Origin of the sequence: Levilactobacillus enshiensis, from assembly GCF_007115095.1 — a bacterium.
Lineage (GTDB): Bacteria > Bacillota > Bacilli > Lactobacillales > Lactobacillaceae > Levilactobacillus > Levilactobacillus enshiensis.
Map to the genome: position 1 here is coordinate 77569 of NZ_SULH01000007.1, position 23958 is coordinate 101526.

General features: G+C 48.0%; 22 protein-coding genes. 3 read left to right on the forward strand and 19 right to left on the reverse strand.

Annotation, left to right across the window (positions count from 1 at the left end):
• Positions 1-873 precede the first annotated feature (873 nt).
• From FAY32_RS08580 to FAY32_RS08645, 14 genes are all read right to left on the reverse strand, one after another.
• On the reverse strand, positions 874-1599 hold the full coding sequence (locus FAY32_RS08580; RefSeq protein WP_143463022.1) for a DUF1129 domain-containing protein: 726 nt from the start codon (positions 1597-1599) through the stop codon (positions 874-876).
• Positions 1600-1614: 15 nt separating this feature from the next.
• The gene (gene ychF, locus FAY32_RS08585) at positions 1615-2715 is read right to left on the reverse strand and encodes a redox-regulated ATPase YchF (RefSeq protein WP_143463023.1); all 1101 of its coding nucleotides are present in this window, start codon (positions 2713-2715) and stop codon (positions 1615-1617) included.
• A gap of 18 nt (positions 2716-2733) precedes the next feature.
• Positions 2734-2928 carry a DUF951 domain-containing protein gene (locus FAY32_RS08590; protein WP_048732991.1) on the reverse strand — a complete coding sequence of 65 codons (195 nt, stop codon included), beginning with the start codon at positions 2926-2928 and terminating at the stop codon, positions 2734-2736.
• Between the two features lie 32 nt (positions 2929-2960).
• Complete coding sequence (locus FAY32_RS08595; RefSeq protein ID WP_143463024.1) at positions 2961-3842, reverse strand: ParB/RepB/Spo0J family partition protein; 882 nt, start codon at positions 3840-3842, stop codon at positions 2961-2963.
• Positions 3832-4599 carry a ParA family protein gene (locus FAY32_RS08600; RefSeq protein ID WP_143463025.1) on the reverse strand — a complete coding sequence of 256 codons (768 nt, stop codon included), beginning with the start codon at positions 4597-4599 and terminating at the stop codon, positions 3832-3834. Before FAY32_RS08600 ends, FAY32_RS08595 begins: the two co-directional genes overlap by 11 nt.
• Before the next feature lie 14 nt (positions 4600-4613).
• Positions 4614-5447 (reverse strand): nucleoid occlusion protein, encoded by an 834-nt coding sequence (gene noc / locus FAY32_RS08605; RefSeq protein WP_143463026.1) that lies wholly within the window; start codon positions 5445-5447, stop codon positions 4614-4616.
• Positions 5448-5466: 19 nt separating this feature from the next.
• Complete coding sequence (gene rsmG, locus FAY32_RS08610; protein ID WP_143463027.1) at positions 5467-6195, reverse strand: 16S rRNA (guanine(527)-N(7))-methyltransferase RsmG; 729 nt, start codon at positions 6193-6195, stop codon at positions 5467-5469.
• Between the two features lie 374 nt (positions 6196-6569).
• A complete protein-coding gene (locus tag FAY32_RS08615; RefSeq protein ID WP_143463028.1) occupies positions 6570-7451 on the reverse strand; it encodes a metallophosphoesterase family protein in 882 nt (293 codons plus the stop codon).
• Between the two features lie 737 nt (positions 7452-8188).
• Positions 8189-9103, reverse strand: a complete 915-nt coding sequence (gene rihC, locus FAY32_RS08620) for a ribonucleoside hydrolase RihC (RefSeq protein ID WP_143463029.1) — start codon at positions 9101-9103, stop codon at positions 8189-8191.
• Between the two features lie 82 nt (positions 9104-9185).
• Entirely contained in the window at positions 9186-10499 is a 1314-nt protein-coding gene (locus FAY32_RS08625; RefSeq protein ID WP_143463030.1) for an NCS2 family permease, read from the reverse strand.
• 281 nt (positions 10500-10780) lie between these two features.
• Positions 10781-12040: a NupC/NupG family nucleoside CNT transporter gene (locus FAY32_RS08630; RefSeq protein ID WP_143463031.1), complete on the reverse strand. Its 1260-nt coding sequence runs from the start codon at positions 12038-12040 to the stop codon at positions 10781-10783.
• A 269-nt stretch (positions 12041-12309) separates the two neighbouring features.
• Positions 12310-13137 carry an alkaline phosphatase family protein gene (locus tag FAY32_RS08635; RefSeq protein WP_225428319.1) on the reverse strand — a complete coding sequence of 276 codons (828 nt, stop codon included), beginning with the start codon at positions 13135-13137 and terminating at the stop codon, positions 12310-12312.
• 1379 nt (positions 13138-14516) lie between these two features.
• Complete coding sequence (locus FAY32_RS08640; protein ID WP_143463033.1) at positions 14517-15158, reverse strand: SDR family oxidoreductase; 642 nt, start codon at positions 15156-15158, stop codon at positions 14517-14519.
• A gap of 177 nt (positions 15159-15335) precedes the next feature.
• Positions 15336-15602, reverse strand: coding sequence for a hypothetical protein (locus FAY32_RS08645; protein WP_143463034.1), 267 nt, complete (start codon positions 15600-15602; stop codon positions 15336-15338).
• A 416-nt stretch (positions 15603-16018) separates the two neighbouring features.
• Between FAY32_RS08645 and FAY32_RS08650 the strand changes: the two genes are divergently transcribed.
• A complete protein-coding gene (locus FAY32_RS08650; RefSeq protein ID WP_143463035.1) occupies positions 16019-16606 on the forward strand; it encodes a hypothetical protein in 588 nt (195 codons plus the stop codon).
• A 127-nt stretch (positions 16607-16733) separates the two neighbouring features.
• Positions 16734-16994, forward strand: coding sequence for a hypothetical protein (locus tag FAY32_RS08655; RefSeq protein WP_143463036.1), 261 nt, complete (start codon positions 16734-16736; stop codon positions 16992-16994).
• A 187-nt stretch (positions 16995-17181) separates the two neighbouring features.
• Here FAY32_RS08655 and FAY32_RS08660 read toward each other — a convergent pair whose 3' ends face one another.
• Positions 17182-17574, reverse strand: coding sequence for a MarR family winged helix-turn-helix transcriptional regulator (locus tag FAY32_RS08660; RefSeq protein ID WP_048733011.1), 393 nt, complete (start codon positions 17572-17574; stop codon positions 17182-17184).
• 235 nt (positions 17575-17809) lie between these two features.
• Positions 17810-18586: a hypothetical protein gene (locus FAY32_RS08665; RefSeq protein WP_143463037.1), complete on the reverse strand. Its 777-nt coding sequence runs from the start codon at positions 18584-18586 to the stop codon at positions 17810-17812.
• A 326-nt stretch (positions 18587-18912) separates the two neighbouring features.
• On the opposite strand from FAY32_RS08665, the gene FAY32_RS08670 reads away from it, so the two are divergent.
• Positions 18913-19581, forward strand: a complete 669-nt coding sequence (locus FAY32_RS08670) for a hypothetical protein (protein WP_143463038.1) — start codon at positions 18913-18915, stop codon at positions 19579-19581.
• Positions 19582-20030: 449 nt separating this feature from the next.
• Here FAY32_RS08670 and FAY32_RS08675 read toward each other — a convergent pair whose 3' ends face one another.
• The 3 genes from FAY32_RS08675 to FAY32_RS08685 all read right to left on the reverse strand — a co-directional run bounded on the left by FAY32_RS08675 (position 20031) and on the right by FAY32_RS08685 (position 23893).
• Positions 20031-21569, reverse strand: coding sequence for an S-layer protein (locus FAY32_RS08675; protein WP_143463039.1), 1539 nt, complete (start codon positions 21567-21569; stop codon positions 20031-20033).
• A 216-nt stretch (positions 21570-21785) separates the two neighbouring features.
• Positions 21786-22313, reverse strand: a complete 528-nt coding sequence (locus FAY32_RS08680) for a hypothetical protein (RefSeq protein ID WP_143463040.1) — start codon at positions 22311-22313, stop codon at positions 21786-21788.
• A gap of 203 nt (positions 22314-22516) precedes the next feature.
• Entirely contained in the window at positions 22517-23893 is a 1377-nt protein-coding gene (locus tag FAY32_RS08685) for an S-layer protein (RefSeq protein ID WP_143463041.1), read from the reverse strand.
• Positions 23894-23958 lie beyond the last annotated feature (65 nt).

The window sequence follows — 23958 nt, forward strand, 5'->3', positions numbered from 1 at the left end:
CTGCCACGCCATCAGGTTTATTCATTTTATGTATAATGTTCCCAAATTTAACCCTTGATGAAATTTTGGCTTGTGTTTCTAACCTAACCAAAGCGCCCGTGACGCTTGCAACCCCAAGGACTAATCCACTCACCACCTGATTGGCTGAACGGTTGTCGGGCAAGATCTTGTGGGCAAACGACAATTGCCAGCTGGCCACATTGCCGGCCCCACCTCACTAGAACCACCAGCAAAAAAGCATCGCCAGAGCCTTCCAAAGTGAAAGGTTCTGACGATGCTTTGCTATCAAGTAATGGTTAACAATTCCAGAGTACCGACTATGCCTGTTCTAGTCACGACAATGGACCTAAAACTAGGCAACATGGTGGTTGAGTCGCCTTACCGGCCGGCAGCTATGGGCTGGATCGGTGCGAACACAACTTGAAGCCTCGCAACCCACGAGTCTACAAGCTTGGTTTTCTACTAAGCCAGTAAGCAGGTCACTTACTGACCAAGTAGAACGACGCGCCTGAGCCCATAGTTGCCGACCTCTCGGCTTATATTGTGTTCTCAGACGACACTGAGATTAACGATAACTATTGTTATTGATTGGACCAAAACCTGTTCTACAGCTGATGTCGTGATAAAACACAATCAGCGCCGGAGGAGGTCAGGGATGGAGCCAGCCGTGAAAGTGGCGTTAGTTGGCGTTTCTTCAGCCAGCTTACACCACGGGCGACTTTGGAGACACGTGGTTTTCGTGGCTTCAAAGCGAGCGAGAAGACTGGTGGTTTTCCAGTCTGAAGCGTCCCCACAGCAGGTGGAATCCCTGACAGCCGGAGTGCGCCAAATTTAGACTAATTTAATTGCCAGCGAGCTGACACACTATATGGTCTAACCGAAGAAGCCCCCACGAATTGGGTAGCGACGGCGCATCCAGAACATGGCTGCGATGGATAAGGCCCCCAGAATGATACTTGGCCAAGCCCCAATGACGGGGTTGATGATTGGTGGCAGGAGTTGGGCCGCGTAGAACAGCAACATCCAGACCATGAACCCTAATAACACGAATAGGGCACGAATCCAACCATTGTACTTGTGCTTGATCTTGGGATCGAATAGCCGGGGCATGATTGGCAAAATGAAGCCGGCAACCAAGGCACTGACCAAGATCGCCGTAATGCCAACTGGGCTACTCGTCTGGAGTAACTTGGGACTGAAGAGGTACATCAGTCCAAACATCAAGTTGAAGATCATGAAGAACGTTAAGGCGTTGTACGCCATGTTAGGCCAGTAATCTGGTCCCCCGATGATAGCATCGGGATGTTGTGGGCCTTCAACAACTAGCTTGATCTGGCTGTCGATGTCGCCATAGAGGTTCTTGGCCGTCTTCCCGCTCTTTTGGCCATCGACCAGTTCATTGACCATGTTTTGAATGGCCTCGGCCTTTTTTTCGGGTGAGAGCTTGGTCTTGTCCAAAGCCCGATTGAAACGGAACATGTAGTCGGCATTCCGTTTGGTTAACCCAACGTTGTCGAAGACCGCCCGTTCGTTCGCCGCAACGTCATTGCGTTTTTGGTGAACGCCCGCGTTACGCGGTTGCTTTTTGTTATCACTCATTTATCTGTTTCCCTTCTAAACGTTGAAGCGGAATTCGACGATGTCGCCGTCTTCCATCACGTAATCTTTACCTTCAACCCGCAGCTTACCGGCTTCTTTAACGGCAGCTTCGGATTCGTATTGGTCTAAATCGTCAAAGGCCATCACTTCGGCCCGAATAAAGCCGCGTTCGAAGTCGGAGTGAATGATGCCGGCTGCTTGTGGCGCCTTCGTTCCAGTCTTAAACGTCCACGCCCGGGTTTCCTTACCACCAGCCGTGAAGAACGTTTGCAGACCTAAGAGATGGTATGAGGCCCGAATCAGCCGGTTCAACCCAGGTTCCTCAACGCCTTCAGCTTCCAAAAAGTCTTGCTTTTCGTCGTCATCCAACTGCGCAATTTCTTCTTCGGCTTCTGCAGCAACCGCAATGGCTTCGGCGCCTTCTTTGGCAGCGTAGTCCTTGATGGCCCCAAAGTACTTGGAGTCTTCGGGATCGGCCATGTCGTCTTCAGCAATGTTGGCCACGTAGAGCACTGGCTTGGACGTCAGTAAGAAGAGGCCCTTCACGATTGGGGCTTCGTCTTCGTCAAAGTCGATGGACCGCACAGCGCCACCCTTTTCGAGGACGGGCTTGATCTTTTCTAAGACGGCCAATTCGGCTTTGGCTTCCTTGTCGCTCCCCTTGGCAGCCCGTTCAACCTTAGCCAAACGCTTGTTGACGGCTTCCAAGTCAGACAACCCGAGTTCCAAGTTAATGGTCTCGATGTCGTCGATTGGGTCGATCTTACCGGAAACGTGGGTGATGTTATCGTCGTCAAACGCCCGCACAACGTGAACGATGGCGTCGACTTGGCGAATGTTTTCCAGAAATTGGTTTCCTAGACCTTCACCCTTGCTGGCCCCCTTAACGATTCCGGCAATGTCGGTAAATTCAAACGTCGTTGGGACGACCTTCTTGGCTGGAATCAAAGCTTGAATCCGGTCCAGGCGACTGTCTGGGACTTCAACCATCCCGACGTTGGGGTCGATCGTGGCGAAAGGATAGTTCGCCATTTCGGCACCGGCCTTGGTAATCGCGTTAAATAGAGTTGACTTGCCGACGTTTGGCAGACCAACGATTCCTGCAGTTAATGACATAGCAATTATTCACTCTTTCTATTTGTCGGCATCGGCTTGGTGCACCAATACCTTTTTTAATTTCTTTTCAAATTCGCGGCGTGACAACATGACCACGTGACCGCAATTCGTACACTTAATCTTGATGTCCGCACCCATCCGGGTAATCTCCCAGCGGTTCGTGCCACAAGGGTGCGGCTTCTTCATTTCAACCAAATCACCTAAATCATACATGGCAGGTCCTCCTTCAGGGCTGACGATCGGTGCTAGTCCGACTGAATGTTCAAAAGATCCAAGATGCGGTTCAAATCATCGTTTGACAGGTATTCAATCTCAATGTGTCCTTGATGATCCTTGCTGCCTTCGTTGATGGAAACCTGTGTGCCGAAGCGTTCTTGCAACTGATTTTCCGTTGAGCGCAGGAATGGTGACTTCTTCTTGGCTGGTTTCTTGGCGAGCTTCTTTGCGGCGCCGTTCAGCTTGTTGACCTCGGCTTCAACAGCCCGGACGGTCATGCCTTCACTGACGGCACGTTTGGCTAAGGCGACCAGTTTGGTCTTGTCCTTCAAGGACAGCAACGTCCGCGCTTGCCCCATGGACAGTTCGTTACGTTGCAGCATGTCCTTGACGGCTTTAGGCAGGCCCAGCAACCGCAGATAGTTGGCAATGTAAGGCCGACTCTTCCCTAGTCGTTCGGAAACTTGAGCCTGGGTCAGCGTCAACTTGGTCATCAACGTATCGTAGGCTTCAGCTTCTTCCAGTGGGGTCAGGTCTTCTCGTTGTAAGTTCTCTAGGACCGCAATTTCCATCATTTGTTCTTTGGTAACCTCCCGGATAATGCCCGGAATGGTACTCTTTCCGGCAATCTTCGACGCCCGGAAACGCCGTTCACCAGCAAGAATCTCGTAACGTTGAATCTGTTTGTCAGGTTGACGGACGATAATCGGTTGAAAGACCCCGGTCTTCTCGATGGAAGCCGCCAGATCATTCAACCCTTTGGTATCAAATTTTTGGCGGGGTTGATAAGGGTTGGGCCGAATATCAGCCAACGTCAAGTCAACGACGGTCTCTTCACCGGCGTCCACGCCATTTTCAGCAAACAGCGCATCAATTCCCCGACCTAAACTTTTCTCTTTCTTACTTGCCATGGGCAGCTAGCACTTCCTTTGCGAGTTCGGTGTAAACTTCGGCGCCCTTAGACTTCGGCGCATAATCAATGATCGGCATGCCGTGACTCGGTGCCTCCGCTAACTGAACGTTACGCGGAATAATCGTGGCGTAAACCTTGTTTTGGAAATACTTCTTCACTTCTTCGTTGACCTGCTTCCCCAGGTTCGTGCGGGCGTCGTACAACGTCAACAGGACCCCTTCGATCTTCAGGTCGCGGTTAAAGTGCTTTTGAACCAACTTGACCGTGTTCAACAATTGCGTCAGCCCTTCCAGCGCATAGTACTCGCTCTGAACGGGAATCAAAATGGAATCGGCGGCCGTAAACGCGTTGATCGTCAGTAAGCCTAACGAAGGCGGGCAGTCGATCAGGATGTAGTCGTAGTTGTCCCGCACGTCATCCAACGCCGCCTTCAAGCGCGTTTCCCGCGCCATCATTGGCGTTAACTCGATTTCAGCACCGGAAAGCTGGATGGTTGCCGGAACGATATCCAATCCCGGGTGTTCCGTGTGTAAAATGGCCTCTTGAATCGGCGTTTCGTTGACCAAAACGTCGTAAACTTCCCGTTCAATGGTGGCCTTTTGAATACCAACTCCACTGGTTGCGTTTCCTTGGGCATCAGTATCGACCAGCAAGACTTGTTTGCCGGCACTCGCCAATGCAGCCCCCAGGTTAACGCCGGTCGTGGTTTTTCCCACGCCGCCCTTTTGGTTGGCTAAAGCAATGATATAGCCCATATGTCGTTTCACCTCTAGCTTTCTTTTGGAATGTCAATTGTGATGCGATACCCGTTCGGTGTCTCTTCTTCCTTCGTGGTCAGCGCCATCCCCGCATCGGTCACCATCTTGACCGATTGGCGAATCGTGTTGACCGCTACCCGTGTATCGCCGGAAACACCGTGCTTGGTAACCTTACGGCGGTGCTTCTTGGGTTGCTGCTGCTTGGTGATCAGCGCTTCGGTCTCCTTGACCGTCAGCTTGTCGTTAACGATCTTTTTGACCAAGTCGGCCTGCTGCTCTTCCGGCACGGCTAACAATGCGCGGCCGTGTCGTTCGCTGATCTGCCGGTTTAAAATGGCGTTGCGCACCGCTTCGCTGAGTTTGAGTAGCCGCAGCTTGTTGGCTACGAACCCCTGACTCTTGCCAATCCCCTCGGCCAGTTGGGCCTGGGTCATGTGGTTTAAGTCCATCAGCTGGCGGTAAGCGTGGGCCTCTTCAATGGCGGAAAGTTCCTCGCGTTGCAGATTTTCAATCAACGCCATGGATGCCGTCTCGTCGTCGTTCATGACCTCGATGATGGCGGGTACCGTTTCCCATTTGAGACTGGAAATGGCCCGGAAACGCCGTTCACCAGCAATAATCTCATAATGGTCCGGTTCGTACTCCCGTAACACGATGGGTTGTAGAAGACCGTGTTCTTCAATAGTCTGCGCCAACTCCGCAATGGCAGTCGGGTCAAACCGTTGCCGTGGTTGGAAGCGGTTCGGAATGATCTGGGCGACCGGAATCATCACCACGTTTTGTTTCACGGGATGAGCCGGTTGCGTCGCTTTTTCCCGATTATTTCCAAATAATGAAAATGGCAATTATCTTACCCCCATCCCATTAATCTTCTAACGGCTCCCGGTTGGGTGTGCCGGCTTTACGCGGATACCGCTTGGGTGTCTTGCGTACTTTGTCGATGACCACGATGTGCCGTGGGTCATTGGACACTGGTAAGTTGAAGGCCTCGTCCGCCTTGAGTTGACCGCCCAAAGTAGTGATTGCCGTTTGACTGACCGCCAGTTCATTTTCCGTTTGCGCGGCCTTCAAGGCGACGAATTGACCGCCGACCTTGGCGAGTGGCAAGCAGAGTTCGCTCAACACGGACATGCGGGCCACGGCACGGGCCAAGACTAAGTCGTAGCTCTCACGCGTTGCAGCGCGTTTGCCACCGAATTCCTCGGCCCGGGCGTGATGGAACGCCACCCCACTCAAGTTGAGCTTGGCGGCGAGGTCATTTAAGAACGTGATGCGCTTGTTCAGCGAATCGACGATGGTCACCTGGAGCTGTGGAAAGACGATTTTGAGCGGTAATGACGGGAAACCGGCCCCGGCACCCACGTCACAGATGCTGAGTGGCTCTGTGCGCATAGCGGGTACGTAAAAAGCGGGGGTCAACGAGTCGTAGAAATGTTTCAAATAGACATCGGGCTCCGCGGTAATCGTGGTTAAATTAACATGTTCGTTGGTTGCGACTAAGAAATGATAATAGTCAGCGAATTGTTGTTCCTGCGTTGTGGTTAATTGGATGCCCTGCGTGGCTAGCGCGGCACGAAACTCTTCTGGATTCATACACACTCTCCCAGTTCACTTCTGTGAAACACAATTGTTTCACGTTTGATTATACTTTACCTTACTTACTAGCGAAACGCAACCGAACCACCACGGGTTGTGCCCTTCGGGGTGTGATTGTTTTCGTTGTGACGTCGTTTCCTATTATACCGAAAACCGGCGTCACATGAAACGCTTATTCCGGAGTTAAATTAGATGTAGGCAAAACTAACACGGCTAATTGCCTAGTGGCGTTCAGGATGCCATTGGGGCTGGCCATACACCAAAATTTGTCTAGTCACGATAACCAGTGCGGCCAATCACCGAAATTTCTGTACAAAAAACGCCATGATCACCGAGGATAGGCTGGTGACCATGGCGTGCGTTAGCAATTTTTAGAATGGCACACTGTCGCTAGTCCGATGCTGACCAGTCAGCCGGGGACGGTGTTTGGCGAAACCTGTGTTGCCAATGGTAATCGTGTCGATGACGGATTGACCGAGATAGAGCGGATGATTGGTGACGCTTGCCATGCCCCGCTGAATGGTAATGATATTATAGCTCACCCCATCATAAACCTCGTGGCGGTGGGGATCTTGACAGTCAATATAGGTCGTTGCTGACCCCACGCTGGTGACCGGAATCGAATTATCCACCAGATAGCTCGCGCCAAAGTGGAGATGACCGGTAAAGATGCCGCCAATATTGTGACCATGTAAGATTGCCAGTAACTCCCGGTTATTCTGGAGAATAGCGTAACGCATCCCCCGTAATGCAGGGGTGTCCAACGGATGATGCAAGAAAATAAAGGCCCGGCGGCGGGGGGCCAGGTGAAGATTTTTATTGAGCCAGTCGAGTTGCTCGCGCTCTAGCCAGCCGGCCTCTTTATTCGGCTCCCATTTGGAATCTAAAAAGTAGAAGTCCATGTTCTGATAAACTTGTTTATAGGCGTAATAGGGCTGATGCTTTTGCGCTAAGTATCCCACATTGAAGGCTTCCCGGTCGTCCTGATCCCCCAGAATCACCTGTACGGGCGCCCCAATGCGCTGAGATTGCTGTTGGAAATAAGTATGGAGCCGCGCGTAGTCATCGCTAGTTCCGCCCTGTAAAAGGTCACCACTCACCACAATCAGGTCTGGTTCCACCTGATGGGCCACGATGTCGTCAAAAATACGTTGTAACTTGGCAGTCGGCGCGACTTGCTGGTGATACTGCGGTGACTGCGCCGATGCCGTTAATTGCGGATCTGATAAATGAACGATTGTAAACTTATTCATGCCCCCGTTGCCCCCATCAAAATAGACTCATGGTCCCCGGGAACGGTCCACCCGGCGACAGTTAAACCCGACTATCACTAAGTTAGTTCTAGCATAGCGAAGTTTTGTAAATTATTGGTGTGGTCTACGTCAACATCTTGTAAAGTTTCCGCAAAGGTTGAGCAAGGGAACTAACTGGTTGTAGTGACTGCAACCGCGATATAACAAAATAGCGTGACAGCCCCCAGCGGAACCGCAACGCTATTTCAACCGTCGCTAGTCACCGAATCTCAGTTCAGCCTACCAGCGGATCTATTATGGATGCTTAGGTGGTCGGGAAAACCATAACATCGGTAACCAAGTAATAATAAGTAAGATCAACGTATCCGTATCCATGGCAGACATACGATCATCCTCTTCCCCTTGATATACCCCCATCATAGCAAGTCAGTATGTTATTTATGTATTGAAACCTTTCAGAACACGTAAAGGTTTCTTTACACGACCAACGATTCCCGTAACCACAAGCCTTTCCCGTGGTTTCAAGGCGAGCGAACAGTCTGATCTGCGGTGTGTCCCTCTTGGAGTCCCTGGCAGCCATCCTGCACCCAATTTAGAGCACTAATTTAATGGTGCAACTGCCTATCAATACTGAAACGAGGTCAGCCTTTCATCTTTAGATCTAACCCAAAAAGTCGCCCCCACCATCACGGTGCGGACGACTTCATGATTTTAAATTTTATAGCTTAAGCGCGCGCCTAGTTCTTAATGGCACGAACTTCTTCAAGGAACCACTTGTTGAAGGCTACGGCGTCGATGTCGACAGAAACCTTGGCGTTGGTCTTGCCATCATGGTAAGCACCACGGATGTCACCAACCGTTTCACCAATAGCTGGGCCGTCAGTCACAACGTCGATCCACATGTCTTCCGTCTTGATTGCTTCTGGGTGAAGCAGGTAGAAGATGGTGTTCACGTCATGCATGGCGATACCGCTGTCACTGTTGTCACCATCGTTAATGATGATGTCATGCAGCATCTTCCCGGTTTCGCTGATCTTTGGCAGTTCTTCAATGCTTTCGTGGGTCAAGAGGGCCTTCATGGTAATGTCCAAACCAACCATGACGATTGGAATACCAGACTTGTAAACGATAGCGGCAGCATCTGGGTCGGTGAAGACGTTGAATTCAGCGGCACTAGTCATGTTACCCTTACCTAAAGCACCACCCATGGCGACGATACGGTCGATGTGGCTCTTAACTTCTGGGTATTCTGAGAAGAGCAACGCGATGTTCGTGTATGAACCGGTTGGAACCAACGTGATTGGGTCAGCACTGGCCATGATTTCATCATGTAAGGCTTCAACGGCCGTCTTGTGTAATGGCGTTGGTAAATCAGTTGGGAATTCGTAGCCAGGCATCCCTGAAGCACCGTGAATCCGGGCTGCGTCTTCGAAGTCCTTGAACAATGGTTGTTCAGCACCAGCAGCAACTGGAATGTCTTGGTTGAAGAACCGAACGATCTTCAATGCGTTGATCGTGGTCTTGTCAACCGTCACGTTACCAGCAACCGTCGTGATCAACTTTAAGTCGATGTTAGGGTCGTTGATGGCCATCGTCAAAGCAGCTGCATCGTCAATACCTGGGTCTGTATCCATAAGAATTTTAATTGTCATGTTAATTTCCTCCCAATGAAATGAATTCAATTTTTTAGCGCGGTCAGTAACCGCTTACGTTTAACCCTTGGTCAAGCTCCTACTAGAGCATGGCACTGAAGACCAAATCGAGTAGGAACAAAACACCTAACAAGTACACTGGCCAGGTCAATTCTTTACCTTTGCCCAAGGCCAGCTTCATAATCGGGTAGCAAACGAAACCAAACGCTAGCCCGGTCGAAATACTGTTCGTGAATGGAATCAGCACAATGATCAGAAAAGCTGGGAACCATTCAGAGAAATCAGCCATCTTAATGTTACCAATGGCCGCCATCATCAACGCACCGGTAATGATGATTACGGGCGCAATGGCGGCTGATGGCACATATGCCAGCAGTGGCACGAAGATCAGCGATAGCGCGAAGAGAACGGCGGCAGTTAATGCCATGATTCCCGTTCGGCCCCCACTTTCAATCCCCGAAGCACTTTCGGCAGCAGCCACAGTCGGACTCGTTCCCAAGAAACTCGACAGGAACGTGGTCACTGAACTGCCTTCGAAGGTCTTCTTGAACTTCTTCTGGTCGGGCAACAGGCCTTGTAGCAGCCCCATCGACTCAAAGACCAAAATCATGGTCATGGAGAAGGCTGCCAAAATGAAGGGCGTCGTTAACCAGTTAGAAAAGTCGTTCTGGAAGACAATCTTGTGATACTGCCCCAGTCGTGCCAAGTCGACGCTAGGCGTGTCAGAATCCTTCACGCCTAAGAAAAATGCCAACAAACTGGTCGCGATAATCGCGATGAAGAAATTACCCTTAATCTTTCGGATGAACAGAATCAAGCTGAGGACTAAGCCGAAGAGCGCCAGTAACGGCGTTGGCTTAGTCAAATCACCCAGTACGATTAAGGAAGATTTCCCGGCAACGATCAGGCCCGCTTTTTCCAGGCCGATTTCGACCAGGAAGAGTCCAATCCCCGCGGTAATCCCACTCTTCAACGATTCCGGAATGGCCTCGGAAAGAATCGTGGAAATCTTGGTAAAGGCGATCAGCATGTAAATAAAACTGGCGACCGCCGCAATTCCCAACGCCTCTTGCCAACTCAAGCCCATGTTCACGACAATCGTGTATGTGAAGAAGGCGTTGACGCCCATGCCGGGGGTCAAGATGACTGGTGCATTTGCCCAGAAGGCCATAATCAAACAGCCAATCACGGACGAAAAGATGGTAGCAAAGACACTTAAATCGGTCGGAATCCCGGCGTCTTTAAGAATCAGCGGATTCACGATGATAATGTATGAAATGGCGAAGAAGCCAGTCACACCTGCGATCAGTTCGTTGCGGACGACATCCTTATGTCGCAGCGCTTCTCTTAGCGTCATATCGTTGGCTAAGTCCACCTGCGTTTGTTGCTTATCCATAAAAATCCCTATCTTTCGGTGCGCCAATTCACGACGCACAGACTTCACGGGCTTTGCAACCGAATGGTCTCAAACATCCGGCTGGGTTTCACTCCCTGAGGAAGGTCGGCACCCGTACGGACCGAACGGGTTATCCCGTCAGCCGCTAGCCACCAGTGAAGTGGGCATCGCGGTCCACCCCAGTCTGAGGCAGTTCCGCATTTTTTGACACAGATAGCCCAGGAAGCAAACGCCCCTGGGCTATCAATTTTAAAACCCACGGTTACCCGCGAGCAATCATTTTACCAAACGAACAAACCAACGATCCCGGCAGAAAGTAAGGAAACCAAGATCCCGGAAAGTAACATGTAACCAACGTTCTTAGAAATAAGTTCGTTGTTTTCACGGTCGACGATACCCTTGAAACAACCGATAATCATCCCAGTAGTTGAGAAGTTAGCGAATGAAGTCAAGAAGACAGTCAAGATGGCACGGTAGTGATTAGAGAATGCGCCGGTGTTGATGGTTGAAGAAATCTTACCCATAACAACGAATTCATTCGTAACCAGCTTAGTACCCATGTACTGTGCAAAACCGAAGGCGTCGTGGACGTTCAGACCCATTAACCAAGCAAATGGGAACATGATGATCCCTAAGATGTGTTCCAAGGATAACCATGGGTTGAACAGACCAAGCAACTTGTCGATCAAGGCAGCTAAGGCAACGAAGGCGATAACGTTAGCAGCAATGATTAAGATCAGACGGCCGGCACCCAGGATAGAGTCACCCAAGAATGAGAAGAATGGTTCCTTCTTGCCGTCGTCTTCAACGTCGCCCTCTTCAGCAGCTGCAGTGTTAGAACCACCAATTTTGGCGATGGTGTCTTCTTCTGGGGCAACTTCAACAGGGTTCAACATGTTGGTCACGATGATGGCGTTCAAGATGTTAATTGGAACGGCCGTCAATACGAATTGACCAGGAACCATTTGGGTATATGCACCCAGAATGGAAGCAGTGATACATGACATTGACATCATGGCAAGGGTCAAGTTACGTTCCTTACGCATGCTCTTTAATTGTAATTGAGAAACGGCTAAGGCTTCAGTGTTACCTAAGAACATCATTTCAACAGAGAAGAATGATTCGAACTTAGGTTGACCAGTAATGAAGGAAAGGCCACGACCAACCCACTTGATGATCCAAGGAAGAATCCCGATGTAAGTCAAGATATCAAACATTGGAACAACTAATAAGATTGGCAGCAATGAACTGGTAACGAAGTTCATTGACTTAGCAGTACCACCATAGTCAGGCGTTACCCAGTTAGGTAAGGCGAAGACGATACCTTGATAAGCCACTTGAACTAACCAGTTGAATCCATCGGCGGCACCCTTAACGATGTCTTGCCCGAGTGAGAAACTAGTGAAGAACCATGCCAAGACTAAGTTAAGAACTAAGACAATGGCAGTTGACTTCCAGTTGATCTTCTTCTTGTTCTTTGAGAACAAGAAAGCGATTGCGAGGTAAACAATTACCCCTAAAATATTGACTGCGACTAGCATTGGTCAAAATACCTCTTTCCGATATTATTCTTTGATGTACGGACAATTTCCCTACAAAAGTTGACACGATGTTGATGCAGAAATTATGTAACGCATAACTTCTGTTACGAACGAGAACAGTTCGTAACAGTTGGATTTCAGCGGCCACCAGGGAATGGTGAAATTTGGTGAATAATTGATGAATCGGTTCCTGATGTGCGCTGACCTTTGCAACCCAACGGTTACCCCCTGAGACTGATGCTTGCCCCACCCCCTTTCAAGGTTAAGTCCTATTGCGTAATTTCATTTAAAAAGCTATGTCCAGCCGCGTGTCCCGCTAAGCCGAAATTTTCCAAGACCGTTGCGCCAACATCGGCCAACGTCCGCCGAATCCCCAATGCATGGGTGCTCGGTCGTGACGGCGAATAAGCCAGTAGCGGCAAATACTCGCGGGTCGGCGTGACGGCAATGGTTGGATCATCAGCATGGGTCGCCGTAATAATGAGCAAGTCGTTGGCTCCCATGTCATGCATGAGTTGCGCCACGTAGCGATCTGCTAACATTAACGCTTCGCCAAATGCCTGAGTCTCTTGCTGTTCACCAGCAAACCGGAATTCCGGCAACAAGACGTAAGTCAATCCAGACGCCGGCTGCGCCAGACGGTCATATAGGATACGAAAGGCATCCTTATTGTCTCCTAGCTGAACACGTTCTGCCAAAGACTGAGTTTCTAAGTAGCTTAGAAACGGCCCGGCGACAGTGACTGTGTATCCAGCAGCAGGCAAGGTATCGAAGACGCTCTCCGTTCGAGTGGCCCCATTGTAGTCCCACATCTCACGAAGTCCGGTTGCCCGGCGATTGGTCTGCGCGCTCACGTGCAGACGGCCGAAGAAGCCGGTTGGGGATTCCACGGGATCAATCCCCGGCAAGGGATGGTCAATCCGAATATTACCCAGACCTAACTGCTGTAATGTTGGAAGATTTAGTTTGTCAGCCCAACTAACCGCCACATGACCCAGCGTGTCGGCGCCTACCGATTGAAAGCGGTTTGCATCTGGGGCTTCCCCCAGACCCAAGCTAGCAAAATCGATCACGAAGATGCGATGAAAGGCCACCATTTCTCACTCCTTAGGTCAATATCGGGAATTGAACTGTCCCAATATTTTTTCGGTCTAGTAATAATATACCTTTTCCGAACCGGCCTGTAAATGGTCGATTTAAGAAAATCGTAAAAACTCTATTTCCGAACATTGCGGGTGTTAATGATTGTCAAACTGCTACCCTGTCCGTCAGCCACCGAACTTTCCATTTTATTTGCTAAAAGGATTTACCTTGAAAAATAATTCCCGTTGGCCACCCACTAAACGGTTGCTGGTAGCCCTACCAGCCCGCCTCGATGGTGACCGAACGGTTTGTAAGATAATCTTTTTCAAAATGGAACGTGACGCGACTGACCCGAACGACTAAGGCTCCTTACGTCATAAAAACGGGCTTCAAGTATGGGATGACAACTCACTTGAAGTCCGCTAACTCTCGGAAAGGAGGTTGTGATTACTAAATTTCCGTTTCATAATCATTTTAATTCTTAATCGCCTCATAACTAGATATTCCTACTGACTGACACAGCCGTTTTTTCATTCTGAGTAATTTCAGACTGTCGTTTCAGCACGTTACCAAAATCTTAATTCCTTCATTACTTCAACGGGTCGACACTTTAACGATTCTTTTTGAAATCCTTGTGCGATCGCGCTAACGCAACATCCGAGCTCTAGCTATTACCTGGAACTGTTTACAAGTCTTAAAACAAGTATGCTTACGTGAAGCACTAAGCTATAACACTATTCAATTGTCTTGTTGCCAGAAACCTGATACCTGAATCTTACCAGAGTTCGTTAGAAGGTTTATCGGAGTTGTCATACATCTTTCAGTTTCTCGGTGCTACTTACTAGTAAAACCTAACTTACGTCTAAAACGGAAATTGGTTTCATTAACATTGTATCAACTAGATTAACTGGAGCTTTGAATCACAACCCTTAATTCCTTTCCGCACCATAATAGTACCATGAGCTGTAAGCGTTTGCAATAGAAATGCCCGATTTTTTTGCTCATTTTTGAACATATTTTGTCGCACCGGATAGCCAACCCCTGTGAACCAGCTGGTCGCAAGTGCTGCGGATCCTCGTCTAATTTTAAGCAAAAAAAATACCGCTGGCGATGAATGACCGCTAACGATATTTCCGCAACGTATGAATCAATTTCCGGCAAATCCATGGGTTCTTGTTTGGAGGAAAAGTTTCACAGAATGAGCGTAGTAAAATTGATTCCAAAATTAAGGTTTTACTCCCCCGAGCCTGTGCGGAGTTCTTCTCGCGCACACCATAGTTATACCGCGAAACGGCTCGAATTGCACCCTTTTTGTCCGGTCAATTCGACATGTGAAACGACCGAATGCCGGCGTTTAGGCATTTATAGGAAGAAAAATTTTTATCTTTATTTTTTAATACCAGGCTGGCTTATCACCATCGGTATTGGGCTTGTTGACCCCTAAGGATTCCCGAACTGCCTGCGTTGGATTGGCGACAAGACGTGCGACCAGTGCGGCAATACTCTTTCGTGAGACTTCGGTCCCTTTGAAGGCTTCACCCTTACGCGTCGTCTCGTAAGCCACCTCGTCGTGATTCGTGAGCCAGGCTGGTCGGATAACCGTGTAGTCCAGGTCGGATGATTCGATTACCTTAGCGGCAGCCGCATACGTCTCCAGATACCCGCCATCCAGCATGGAATGGTTCCACTCACCATACTTGCCAGGCACTTCATCGTAGATTCCTAACGTGGAGATCCAGATCAACCGTTTGACTTGCGCGGCGTCCATCGCCGTAACGACGGCCTTGGCTTCATCTTCAATGTTGTGACCGGCTAGGTTGGCGTACACGATGTCGGCGCCCTTAATGGCAGCCTCGATATCAGCAGCTTGGCTGGCGTCTCCATCGACAACGTCCACGCGATTGCTGGCGGCATTGGCCAACCGTTTAGCATTGCGTAGGAACAACGTTAAGTGGTTCTCCGAATTTTCTAACAGTTGGACCGTGGCTAACTTGGCGATGTTGCCGTTAGCACCTAAAATAACGACATTTGTCATGAAAAATCCCTCGTTTCGTTTTAGTTTACGGTTATACTGTAATACTCACAGTTACATTTAGCAAGTCAAACGGTTCCACCCACGCATCGTTCGGCGCGCTCAGGGTTGACGGGACACTGGTTTTGGCCAATTAAAAAAGCACCGCGGCGGTCAGCCCCAGTACTTCCTCTCAAGTCATTAGATTAACATCAACGTAACGCCCTTGATTGGCGTCAAGCTGTCACCCAAATCGCCGAAGACCAGTTCCTTCTTGAAGACAGGTTGGTCAAGTTCGGTCAAATTCGTCTTCTCAATGGTCAGATGATAACGGCCATGCCGGTCACGCGAGAGTTCGTAGTTGACGAATTCTTGTTCTGGCGCATAATCCGCAAAACGAACGGCGTAGTGGCCGAGTTGGTGGGAAACGACCAGGCGAATCCCGTTTTCATCTCTAAATATATGCAAAATTGTTCACTCCTAAATTGGTTAAAACTTTTACTGGTGCGTGGCAATTAAAACAAAAAGGAAGAGCCGCCAGCGCGCCCCTTCCTCTATATCGTCATTTAAGCGATCAAAGATTTAGGGCAACCGCCGCGACTTTCGACAACCACGGTCCGTTAAACCCATGATCAGCTAAAAATGCGCACAGTGATGTCAGCCTCACCAAACCACGTTACGTTTGGTATCACCAGAATTAAGTCCTCTATGTACTCTGATTGTACCATACTTACTCAGAAAAAATTAGGGCGGGCCAAAACTCGCCGAAAATTAAATGATTTCTGAATGTTTTACCTTGCACTTCTCAGATAAATGCCGCAATATTAATAACTAGAAGATTCAATTATTAATTGGATAATGATTAATACAATGGAGGCACTGACATGGCAAACACTAAGAACAGTCAGGCAGCAAAGATTCGGCAACAAATCATCACGTGGTTACAGGACGACCAAGAAACGGAAGTCGTTTCGCCTACCAAATTCCCCGGAATTCGGGGCATCCGCGCAGTCAAACTCCGCCAAATGCTAGGTGCCTTAGGATTTGCGTCCTCCGTCGTAATGGGCGCCGTCTCCGCCGCACCGTCGATCGACCGGCGAATCAAGAAAGCGGCGTTGAAGCCCCGTGAAGTCTATTACTATTTTGACGCGAACACCGCCGTCGCCGACAAATCGCAAGCGCCTGTATCCGTGGCCACAGCAACAACGGTGGTGGCCGCTGCCAAGCCCGCTGCTGTCACTGCACCAACAACGACCGGCTTAACGGCGACCACTGCCTTTACACGCCTCACGGCTAGCAACCACCAACTGAATGACGACCTGAATGACCTATTGACGGCTGCCCAGCAACAACGGCCCCTGACCGACCTTGATCTGGACTTCTTGACGGCCTTTTCTGCACAAGTCGCCAAGCAGGCCGAACTCTTGCAGACCTTCACCACCCAATCACGAATTAACCAACTGCGGCATTAAGTCGTTAGCTTATTAACTAATTAGCGAATTCTTTTAACCATTTTGTCCTTTTTCGCGGAATTTCCTTGACTTTTCGTCACTCGACCTTTACTCTGTTATAAATTACTTTTATGGGGGACGATTGCTTATGGCATTGCACGAAAATAATCGGGTGTTTTGTGAAAAAACGGAACTCTTCTCTGATTCTTTTTACGGTACGATCACCAAAATTTACGAACACTCCGCGCTAGTTAAAGTTGAGCCTAAACAACTGAACAAGAAGGAAACCGACAAGATTGATTCATTCGGCGACCTCGTTGTGATCCGGCTGAGCGAGCTCCAACTAGTCGACGCCGCAGGTAAGCCCCTGAAGGAACCAGTCGAAGAACCACTTGAAGCGGCTGAATAATTCTTATAATGGTTTAATTGATCAGTGTCCCTTAGTGGATGCTGATTTTTTTATTATTAATTATTACTAGATTGACCCGCACCACATAACAAACGGGCCCAAGACAACTTCATCTCAGACCCGTTTGCCATTCACCACAACCGCGTGGCCGTCCGGTTGCACAGTCACCCGGTTGTGGCGAGAACTTCTACTCCGCTGACGTCTCAATAATATCCGCCAGCTGCCGCATTAATTCTGGCAGCTCGCCAGACAGAACGTCACTGACGTGTTCTTCAACGCGCCGTCCCCGTGGCGTAATCTGGAAAACGTGATACCGCCGGTCAGTTGGCAACGTTTCATCTTGAATGAACCCCCCGTTCAACAGTCGGCTGATCTGAATGGAGACCATTGACTGCCCAACGTTTAGGCGACGAGACAGTTCGCTCGTGCTGATTTTCTCAGACGCAAGCTCGTGTAAGATGCGGTACTGCTCAAACGTAATTGCATCTCCAGTGCTGGGCCGTTTAATAAAGGGTCGTAGCAGCGAATTCAGTTGGTGGATTCGCTCCACGTCCACGGCCAGTTTATTGGCTTCCATCATGACACTCTTCCTCCTCGTGACCACTGACACCCATGCCGTGGGTACCAGTTCGTCTTTAACATAGCCATCATACACATTGGTCGCTTAATAACTGATTATCACAGCGACTAAGTGGCCTACCCCAATTATCCTATCATAGATAACCGACTATATTATAAACAAATCACATCTTGGCCAAATTTGCTATTATATCACTTATATTTAATGGTGCCAGCCTTGGTTTAACGGGGATTCATCAGGGATCGAGCGGCGGCTCCATGCCACGTTGATTGTCCCGCAAAACTTGCCAGAGGGCCTCTTCGTTGACCGCACTAGCAACATTGGGCTGCGTCTTCTTCATGTAAGCGGTTAATAATCGTTTGGCAAAATATTGGCGGTAAGTCAGCTTATCCACTCGCATCGGCCGCGCAATCAGCGGACCTGCCTGTGGCGTCTGCATATACTGTGCCACCCATCTTTGCTGTAACCGCTGCACTTGAAGCACTTCATCCCAACTCTTGTTCAGGCGGGTGGTCGAGTCCCGGATAATCATCTCCATCCTAACTGTCAAGGAGATCCGGCTCTCCTCTTTGCGGGCAGTTGTGTTGACGCTCTGCAAGTAGCGGCCATTCAGCCAGCTATAGTATTTGCCAAGTTGGGCGCGTTCCGTTGCAAACAATAGCAGATCACCCTGAACAAATGGCGTCGGACTTGTCAGCTTTAAAAAGTCCTTTTCCACGCGGCAATCAAACCAATCATTCCCAACACACTTACTCAACGACTGAATCAGTGCACGGGGTGTTCGCTCGGTGCGATAAAAACCAGCAGTTGTCCAAATGACAGTATCTGCGGCATGCTCGCTGGAACTATAATTTTTCAAATACAAGAGCGTCGACCAATCAATCTCGACCTGATCACCGGGAACAAATGTCATCACATCTGCCGGTTGTAGGTCCGTAAAATCTACGACCTGCTCCGTTGCAATCTTTTCCTGGTACTCCGCCGTTAAACCATGGGTCAACGAATTAGCCATCGACTATCTCCTCCTCAGGACGATTGAGGTGTGTGATAACTTAGCATGGCCCCTTGTTTGCCCAGCTATAGATTCTCACAAAAACCGAATAATAGCAAGAAAGACAGCCTGCTTTTTTAAAATAGTTTTTACACTATATCGGCCATATTTTGCGGATATTAATGTGTTTTGGCAGAAACTATCGTCAAAACTATCACGAACTATAAATATATTAATATCCAGTTTATTCGATTTTTCTCATAATTCTTGCTGGGATTGTTACCTAAATTTCATGCAATCTGTTAGTTAACTTGCTATACTCAAAGTAATAAGGAGGCGACGGGCGTATGCAAGAATATCGGCATCCGTTGGGCGAAACGCTCCGTCAGATGCGGCTAATTTTAGCAGATGGTGCGATGCCCGACGAGATTTTAGCCATGGTCGATCTGCCGGCCTGGTACTTACTTGAATTAGAACGGGGCCACATCACCCGCCCCAACCCGGATACACTCACGTTGATCTATGATTGTTATCAAATGACCGCAGAACAAGTTGCTCATTTTCGGATGGCCCCAGACTTAAAAGTAGCCATCACCGCCATTGTCACCAGCAAAAAAGCGGTTGGGGAAACTTACCGGCGGCAGGGAAACCAAAAATGGCCCAGCAGCGACCTGTACGCCACGGAACATCGCGTTGTCCACATGGCTGACCCCGCGGCACGCCACAGCTACGCGGATATTTTACGGTGCGTGCGTCAACGCATCGAGTGGTGTCCATTGCTGATCAGTAGTTTCTACTACCGGCTGTCGCCCATGGCCTACTGGCAAATGGAGGCGGCACAATTGCCCGTGACGGACGCTGTCATTCAGATTCTCTGTCAGCGGCTGAACGTCGCGACCCTCGATCCGTTTATTTACGCTGACGACTTATATGCCACATTGTGTCACCATTTAAACTTATCACAGCAAGATATCCCCACCCAATTACGTTTTCCCATGGGCGGCGACAGTCACTAAATTTTAAAACCCACTAGCGAGAAATCGACTTGCTAGTGGGTTTATTAATTATTAGGGACAATGATTAATTGGCGAACCTTTTGAACAGTTTTTTAAAGGTACGGCAAACTAACGAACGGCGTCACTTTAGCAGGACCTTTCTACTAGGCTAATATCCTAGCTCTGATTCCATTCAATTACTTCTTGATCACAATCACTGCTCTCAGAAGCTATCTGTGGCTTTTTCCCGGTTCCATATAGTTATTCCTTATGTCCCCACGTAACCTACCTCAAATTACACTTTAGAGCTAAATTCCGTATAGTATTTACACGCTTTAAGCAATCTGTTACATTTGCGGCCACAACTCATATTATCCAAAATAAATCCCCCACTCAAGTGCAATCAAGCTTGAGTGGGGGATGGCTAAATCACTTGTAGTAAAACGTGGTTTGGAGGGACGTCTTAGAAACTAAGCAATCCAGTTATTGTTGGAAGATGTGTTATCAACAGCACCCGCTGTCAAGGTTGCATCAAAGCTGGCAGTCACATTGCCACCAAAGACAGCTAACCGGTTGTCGCTCTTAAAGAACTTATCGCTAAATGCAAACGTGTAGTGGTATGCCGTTCCATCAGTCGTGTAGAAGGTCTTGGCACCCGTGATCTTCACCTTGCCTAATTCTGTTGCAAGTTTGTCCAAATTGTCGCCTAATTGTTGACCTTTCTTACCAGAAAGTAAGGCCATTCCTTCGGTTGACAACGTAGTAAGCGTCTTAATATCTGAGCTAGTCAAGGTATTTCCGGTCTTCAATGCACCGCTAACCTTAACTTCGGCACCATTAGTTCCAATCTTATTATTAACATCGCCGACCTTCAATTGAACCTTAGAAGTAGCCGCTTCATCAACGTTAACATAGACAGTATTACCATAAGTTGCCGTGTTAGCTAGCTTATCTGCCATTTCACCTTGAACTAACTTGTAACCAACCGGCGCTGAACCCGCAATGAAAGCAGATAGTGTCTGACCAGCTACGTTTGTTGGCAACTTAACTTCTTTAGCTTGTTGTGTGGTCGTATCTGGCTTCACTGCCACAGCAGAGGCCGTGCTTGTGCTACCAGCCTTGGCAGTCGTTGCTTTGGTAGCAGGTGTTAAGTTTGTTGCTGGTTTTGCAGCTGCTACCGTAGGATTGACTAAGTCACCGGCTTTGGTTTTAGGTGTTGTCGTGATCCAAGTAGCCGTGCCAACCTGAGTTGAACCATGACGGTAGATAACCTTTACACTGTTGTCATTAGTTGCTTCATCTTCAGCAGTGGTAAGTGTTAACCCACCTAAGTCTTTGCTAGTAGCATCCTTGTAGCCTTCACCAGCAAAAATCCAGCCAGAAATGCTTGGATTAGATGTGCTCGTGACGTAATAGTATAAAGAACCTTCTCTAGTCTTCGTTTCGGCTTTCGTTACTTTGAAGGTATCCTTCTTGGAAGAACCATACAGGCTAACCTTGCTTGCCTTGTATGCTGTATACTTGGGCGCTGACCACAGCGTGTTCTTCTTAACATCTTTCAAGTGAAAGCCAGTCGTCCGAGTTGGTAAGGTAGCTGCCTTTGTTGTCTCAACAACCTTCACACCATCAGCAATCACACCTTGCACCTTACCACCATAAACGTAGCCACGGTACTTCCCATTCATGGAAACAACTTTGTAGTAAATCGTTCCCCGATTGGTAACATTCATATGGTATGCGCGGAAATAATCCGTTGATTTTTTGGATTCCGCTAACTTTTTAACCATGGTCTTAGAAGCAACTACCTTGGCACCTTTAACCGTTCCCGGCTTAGTGTAGATTGCGTTCGTTCCCGTAATCTCAACGTTCTTACTCCCATTAGGAATAGCCGTACTAGAAATAACCGTGGCCTTAGTCGCAGCATCCGCTGTAGTTGACAGGTTAGTAACCGCCCCAAAACTCAGAACAGCGGCACCCAAATACAATGACTTCGCTAAACGTGATTTCATCTTTTTTTCTCCCCTAAAATTTAGTAATTGAACACCAATCAGTATAGCAAGAGTGCAGCTAAAAATGGAAGAGCGTATTTAAAATCCATCATGTATATAATTATCATTGACCATAATTATATATATAAATATCGTTAAAATCCTTTTCCAGCCTTAATTTTCATTGGTACAATTGCTAAAAAATTTGTTTTTAAATAATGTGATTTTTTCTCATTATCAAAATAGCGTGTCATATTTCCCCTTACTTTTCCTAAGCAGTTCATCTGCATCCATTCCTGCCTTAACACACCGTTCCCAAATAAAATCGCGATGAGTATTGACAATTTCTGCAAAAATAGAACGCTCCATCAACCATCGTAGCTTAATCTCTTGATCAAAGGATTGTAATGCGACATCATCTTCAATTTCAATCAACTGCTGTGGATCCATTGCTAAAATGACCGCAACTTCACCAATCCTCAATCCCAGATGCTTTCGGGCTAGCTTAATCTCACCTGGTTCTAGAAAGTGATATTTCTTTCGATAAAGTGCAAAATCCATCCGAAAATTATAGTCCGGATCATCCACGGGTTCTAAATACTCTTCCTCATCATCAATTTCAACCGTGACTGGTACCCAGTAACGGTGTGTATTGGTCAGTGGCGTATCGAACATCACCACTTCTTCATCAACTTCAATCACATTAAATTCAACCGGTGCTCCCGTCAAATCCTGATGTGTTACCCTCGCAATCAATTTAGTCATCGTTCAGCTCCCCTTTTTGAAAAACACCTACTGGCAAAAATTCAACACCCAAAAAGCGCCAATTTATTTTTCTGGTTACATCTACTCACTATACAGGTCAACAACAAAACTACGGCGCAAAACGTCTTACAAATAACTTCATAATAAAAATCCCAGACCACCAACGTGATCTGGGATTTTTATTATGAAGTTAGAGATTAAGCTTAAGCTAACCAGCTGTTATCAACAGTGTTAGTAGAAGCAGCGCCCTTAACGGCCTTAGCAGTAAAGCTGGCAGTTAAAGTGTCACCGTAAGTCTTAACCCGGTTGTCGCTCTTGAAGTTCGTTGGGTTGAAAGTGAATTCGTAGTGGTAAGCATCACCATTGGCAGCGTAGTAGTTCTTCGTGCCTTTGAAGGTCGTGCTGAAACCAGATGCAATAACACCCAAGTTGTCTTGAGAAATCGTTGCGCCCTTAGTACCAGACAATGCCTTAATACCAGCAGCACTCAATGCAACAGATGCTTCGCTAGAGTTCAAAGTACCAGTCGTTAATGGACTAGTAATTGAAACACCTGCGTTATCAACGCTTTCAACACTCAAGCTAACCTTAGACGTTGCAGCAGCAGTAACGTCAACGTACAACGTGTTGCCGTAAGTAGCGTTAGTTGTTGAAACAGTTGCATTCGTCAATTGGAAACCAGCAGGAACTGAACTTGAAGCAAAGCTTGATAAGGTTTGCTTTGCTGCATTAACATCTTTTGTAGTGTCAGAACCTACAGTTGAACCTGCCTTAGTGTCAGTCCGAGTAGTAATCCAAGTAGCAGTACCAACTTGTGAACCGTTGTTTTGGTAAACAACCTTGACACTGTTATCGTTAGTAGCTGCAGCTTCGGCAGAACTAGTTGATAAACCACCAAAGGTAGTAGCAGTAGCACTGTAACCAGTACCGGCAAAGATCCAGCCTGAAATAGCACTGTTTTGTTCGTCAGTTACGTAGTAGTACAAGCTACCTTCACGCGTCTTAGTAGCGGCATCTGAAACCTTGAACGTGTCAGTGTCCTTAACACCATACATGCTAACTTTCTTAGCCTTGTATTGGGTGTTTTGTGGGGCAGTCCAAAGGGTATTCTTCTTAGCGTTAACTAAGTGGAAGCCAGTCGTCCGAGTAGGCAAAGTAGCCTTGGTCGTCGTAGCAGCAGTCTTGATCCCACCAGCAAACGTGTCAGTGCTCTTACCACCGTAGATGTAACCACGGTACTTGCCGTTCATAGTAACGACTTTGTAGTAAACAGAGCCCTTGCTAGTAACAGCAACACGGTAAGCACGGAAGTAGTCAGCAGACTTCTTTGAATCTGCAAGCTTCTTCATAGTCGTCTTTGATGCAACAACCTTAGCACCCTTAACAGTACCTGGCTTGCTGTAAAGCGCATTGGTCCCAGTAGATTCAACGTTGCGTGTTTCAGCAGCGGTCTTCATCGTAACATCTGACTTGATTGAAGCCTTTGATGCAGCATTAGCAGAAGTGCTAACAGCAGTAACGGCACCTAAACTCAAAACAGCTAAACCTAAGTACAATGAATTCTTTAAACTTGATTGCATGTTTGTGCTCCTCCAAAATAGAAACTAAATTTTTATAGAACTGTCATCAATCATAGCTCTATAAC